General features: G+C 59.2%; 1 protein-coding gene. It reads left to right on the plus strand.

What is annotated here, in order from left to right:
* On the plus strand, positions 1-739 hold a 739-nt coding region (locus DQ353_RS21160), incomplete at its 5' end, for an IS3 family transposase (protein WP_113765146.1).
* Positions 740-769 lie beyond the last annotated feature (30 nt).

Here is a 769-nt window from a genome sequence, read left to right on the forward strand (position 1 = left end):
GGAAAACTACGGTGTTTACGGGGCCAGGAAAGTCTATGCCGCCCTGAACCGTGCCGGCCACAAGGTCGCGCGGTGCACGGTGGAGAGGCTCATGCGCCGGTCCGGGCTGCACGGTGTGAGGCGGGCCAAGGGGCCTCGTACGACAGTGTCAGGACCCTTCTCTGAGCGGCCGGCGGATCTGGTCCGGCGGCAGTTCACAGCCCCGGCACCAAACTGTCTCTGGGTGGCAGATATAACGTACATCAAGACGTTTTCTGGCTGGGTCTATGCGGCCTTCGTGCTCGATGTTTTCTCCCGCCGCGTGGTCGGGTGGCAGCTCTCCACCACCATGCACACAGCTCTTGCTCTGGACGCGTTGGAGATGGGATTATGGACTCGTCGGCATGATCGAAAAGATGTATCACAACTTATTCACCACTCGGACAGAGGCGTGCAGTATCGTGCGATCCGCTACACCGAGCGTCTCGCCGAGTCAGAAGCTGTCGCTTCCGTAGGGGCCAAGGGTGATAGTTACGACAACGCCATGGCCGAGGCCCTCAACTCCCTCTTCAAGGCCGAGCTGGTCCGCAACAAGGGCCCCTGGACCGGCATCAATGACCTTGAAATAGCCGTCGCTGAATACATCGATTGGTACAACCACCGGCGCCTCCACGGCGAAATCGGATACATCCCACCCGTGGAAGCAGAAACCAATTACTACTCAAACCTGCCCGCCATCAAAACGATGGAACGGGTCTAATAAACCCTCCACCAAACCCGGGGCTTGACA

The organism is Arthrobacter sp. AQ5-05 (assembly GCF_003287975.1).
In the GTDB taxonomy this organism is placed as follows: Bacteria; Actinomycetota; Actinomycetes; order Actinomycetales; family Micrococcaceae; genus Paeniglutamicibacter.